This window comes from Dietzia cercidiphylli, assembly GCF_014145145.1.
GTDB lineage: Bacteria > Actinomycetota > Actinomycetes > Mycobacteriales > Mycobacteriaceae > Dietzia > Dietzia natronolimnaea.
In genome coordinates this window covers 1-3,598 of the sequence record NZ_JAALEA010000260.1, presented here as the reverse complement: position 1 = coordinate 3,598, position 3,598 = coordinate 1, and the positions used below count along the sequence as shown (strand labels likewise).

At 72.3% G+C, this 3,598-nt stretch carries 4 protein-coding genes; 2 read left to right on the top strand and 2 right to left on the bottom strand.

The genetic code is table 11. The features are described from left to right. Positions 1–309: DUF4439 domain-containing protein (locus G6028_RS09815; RefSeq protein ID WP_182658751.1), on the top strand; the 309-nt coding region annotated here is incomplete at its 5' end. A gap of 4 nt (positions 310–313) precedes the next feature. Here the strand turns inward: G6028_RS09815 and G6028_RS09810 are convergent. Beyond that, positions 314–2,065, bottom strand: coding sequence for a proline--tRNA ligase (locus G6028_RS09810; RefSeq protein ID WP_182658750.1), 1,752 nt, complete (start codon positions 2,063–2,065; stop codon positions 314–316). A 58-nt stretch (positions 2,066–2,123) separates the two neighbouring features. On the opposite strand from G6028_RS09810, the gene G6028_RS09805 reads away from it, so the two are divergent. Beyond that, positions 2,124–2,873 (top strand): YaaA family protein, encoded by a 750-nt coding sequence (locus G6028_RS09805; RefSeq protein WP_182617663.1) that lies wholly within the window; start codon positions 2,124–2,126, stop codon positions 2,871–2,873. A gap of 90 nt (positions 2,874–2,963) precedes the next feature. Here the strand turns inward: G6028_RS09805 and cobA are convergent. Beyond that, positions 2,964–3,598, bottom strand: a 635-nt coding sequence (gene cobA / locus G6028_RS09800) for a uroporphyrinogen-III C-methyltransferase (protein ID WP_182610224.1), incomplete at its 5' end; no start/stop codon positions are given.

Here is a 3,598-nt window from a genome sequence, read left to right as displayed (position 1 = left end):
CGGCGGGAGCTCGCCGCCCACCGCGCCCGCAGGGACGCCGCGGAGGCCCTGTGGCCCGGCTCCCCTCCCGCGCCTGTCGGCTATCTGACGGCCCCCGACACCCCGACCTCGCCCGTGCTCCTGGCCATCCGGCTGGAGTCGGACTGCTGCGTGGCGTGGCGGACGGAGATCGCGGCGGCGCGGTCGACGGAGATCCGGAGGTTCTGCCTCGACGCCCTCACGGCCGCCTCGATCCAACTGGAGCGCTGGCGGACGCTGGTGCCGGGTGCGCCGTTCGAGGCGCTGCCCGGGTTCCCTCCCCCGTCCTGACGGACTAGCGCCCGGCCCCGATGAGCCGGAGGATCTCGTCCGCGGCTCCGTCCACCGGCACCTGGGTGATCTCCCCGGTGGCGCGCTCGCGCAGCTCCACCGTCCCCTCCGACCATCCCCGACCCACGACGACGACCCACGGGACGCCGATCAACTCGGCGTCCTTGAACTTCACCCCCGGCGAGGCCTTGCGATCGTCGAAGAGCACCTCGAGGCGGGCCCGGTCGAGAGCCTCGACGAGCGTCGCGGCTCCGCTGGTCGCCGCCTCGTCCTTGTTGGCTATCACCACGTGGACGTCGGCCGGAGCCGCGGCCGCCGGCCACACCAGGCCCTTCTCGTCGGCGTACTGCTCGGCCAGCACCGCGACGAGCCGGGACACCCCGATGCCGTAGGACCCCATCGTCACCCGGGCGGGCTTGCCGTTCTCGCCGAGGACGTCGAATCCGAAGGCGTCGGTGTACTTGCGGCCGAGCTGGAAGATGTGACCGATCTCGATCCCTCGCGCGAGGGTGAGCGTGCCGTGGCCGTCGGGGGCCTCGTCGCCCTCCCTGACCTCGGCGGCCTCGATCGTGCCGTCGGGGGTGAAGTCGCGGCCACAGACCAGGCCCACGACGTGTCTGCCCGGCTCGTCGGCCCCGGTGATCCAGGCGGTCCCGTCGATCACCCTCGGGTCCACCAGGTACCGGACCCCGCCCGCGAGCAGGGCCCCGGGACCGATGTACCCCTTGACGAGGAACGGGTTGGCCGTGAAGTCGTCCTCGCCCAGCACGGCCACCTCGGCGGGCTCGAGCGCCGCCTCGACGCGCTTCATGTCGACCTCGCGGTCCCCGGGCAGCCCCACGCCCAGCAGCTCCCAGTCCTTGCCGGGCTCACGGACCTTGAACAACACGTTCTTGAGAGTGTCCGCCGCCGTGACCCGGCGCCCGAGGCCCGCTCCGTTGGCCCACTCGACCAGGGTCTCGATCGTCGGCGTCCCGGGGGTGTCGTAAACCACGGGCTCGGGGAGTCCCTCGAGCGGACGGGCGGGCGGTACCGGGGTCACCACGGCCTCGACGTTGGCCGCGTACTCCCCGTCCGTCGACCGGACGAAGGTGTCCTCCCCCGCCGCGGAGATCGCGAGGAACTCCTCGGACGCCGATCCGCCCATCGCTCCCGAGGTGGCGGCGCAGATCACGTACTCGATGCCCAGGCGGTCGAAGATGCGCTGGTAGGTCTCCCGGTGCACCTGGTACGAGCGTGCGAGACCGGCGTCGTCGAGGTCGAAGGAGTACGAGTCCTTCATGGTGAACTCGCGGCCCCGGAGGATCCCGGCACGGGGCCGCTCCTCGTCCCGGTACTTGGACTGGATCTGGTACAGGGTGACGGGCAGGTCCTTGTACGAGGAGTACTCGCCCTGCACCGTGAGTGTGAACAGTTCCTCGTGGGTGGGGCCGAGGAGCATGTCGTTGCCCTTGCGGTCCTTGAGACGGAACAACGCCGATCCGTACTCGGTCCACCGGCCCGTCGTCTCGTAGGGCTCGCGGGGCAGGAGCGCGGGCAGGCTGATCTCCTGGGCGCCGGAGGCGTTCATCTCCTCTCGCACCACCTGCTCGATCCGCCGGAGGGTGCGCAGGCCGAGCGGCAGCCACGAGTACACGCCGGGCGCGACGCGCCGGACGTAGCCGGCACGGACCAGCAGTTTGTGGCTCAGGACCTCGGCATCGGCCGGGTCGTCGCGGAGCGTACGCAGGAAGAGGTGGGACAGACGCGTGATCACGGTGGTCAAGCGTAGCCGCCCGGGGACCCGCCACCGGAGCGACGGTAGCCTCAGCCGGGTGCGCATCCTCCTCTCGCCCTCCGAGACCAAGTCCGTCGGCGGGTCGGGTGGCCCCCTCGATCTGGCCGCGCTGTCCCTTCCCGCGCTCTCCGACACCCGGGAGACGGTGGCCGGGGCGCTGGTCTCGATGTGTGTCGACGACCCGGAGGGTGCGCGACGCGCGCTGGGCCTGAGCGACGCGCTCGCCGACGAGGTGACGCACGACGCACGCCTGTGGACCTCCCCCACCGCCCCGGCACTGAGCCGGTACACCGGAGTGCTCTACGACGCGTTGGACCAGGCCTCCTTCACCCGGGCCACCCGGGCGCGCGCCGAATCGCGGCTGTGGATCGGGTCGGCGCTCTTCGGACTGATCGCCGCCGACGACCCCATCCCCCACTACCGACTCTCCGCGGGGACGCGACTGCCCGGACTCGGAACGCTCCGCGCGGTGTGGAAGCCCTCGCTCACCGATGCCACCTCGGGCTGGGCCGACGACCTCGTGGTCGACCTCCGCTCGGGCGGCTACCACCAGTTGGGGCCGGTCCCGGGGGCCGTCACCGTCGACGTCGTCACGGAGTACCCGGACGGCACCCGCAAGGTGGTGTCCCACTTCTCCAAGCACCACAAGGGGCTGCTCGCCAGGACGCTGGCGACCTCACGGGCGGAGATGGCGGACGTACAGGCGCTCCTGCGGGTGGCCCGCCGGGCGGGGCACACCCTCGAACACAGCTCGCCCTCCACCCTGACGATGGTGACCGGCCCCTGAGGGGGACGCGGGCCCCTGTGGTCAGGACCCGGGCCCCCGAGGACAGGACCTGGGCCCCGAGTAGAGGACCCGGGACCGCGAGGGCGGGATTCAGGCCCGGGTCAGCACCTGCGGGAGTCCGGCGACCTCGCCGACAACCACTATCGCCGGCGGCCGGACCCCGCGGTCGGTGAGCGTGGTGGCCATGGTGCCGACCGTGCACCGGTGGGTGACCTGACCGTCGAGGCTGCCGTCCACGATGATCGCGGCGGGGGTGTCCGGCGATCGGCCACCGGCCATGAGCGAGTCGGCGATGGCCGGGGAGTTCTTGACGCCCATCAGCACGACCAGCGTCCCCCGCATCCGGGCCAGGGCCTCCCAGTCGACGAGGGAGCCCGGGTGCCCCGGCGGGAGGTGACCCGAGACGATGGTGACCTCGTGGGTCATGCCGCGGTTGCTCACGGGGATCCCCGCGAGCGCGGGAACGCTGAGCGCGCTGGACACCCCGGGGACGACGGTGCAGGGGATCCCGGCCTCGGCGCAGGCGTGGGCCTCCTCGTATCCCCGCCCGTAGAGGAACGGGTCGCCGCCCTTGAGTCGGACGACGAACTTGCCCTCCCTCGCGCGGTCCACGAGGACCCGGTTGATGGCGTCCTGGGCCATCGAGCGCCCGTACGGGATCTTGGCCGCGTCGACGATCTCGACGTCCGAACGCAGCTCCCCCAGCGGCCGCTGCGGGGCGAGCC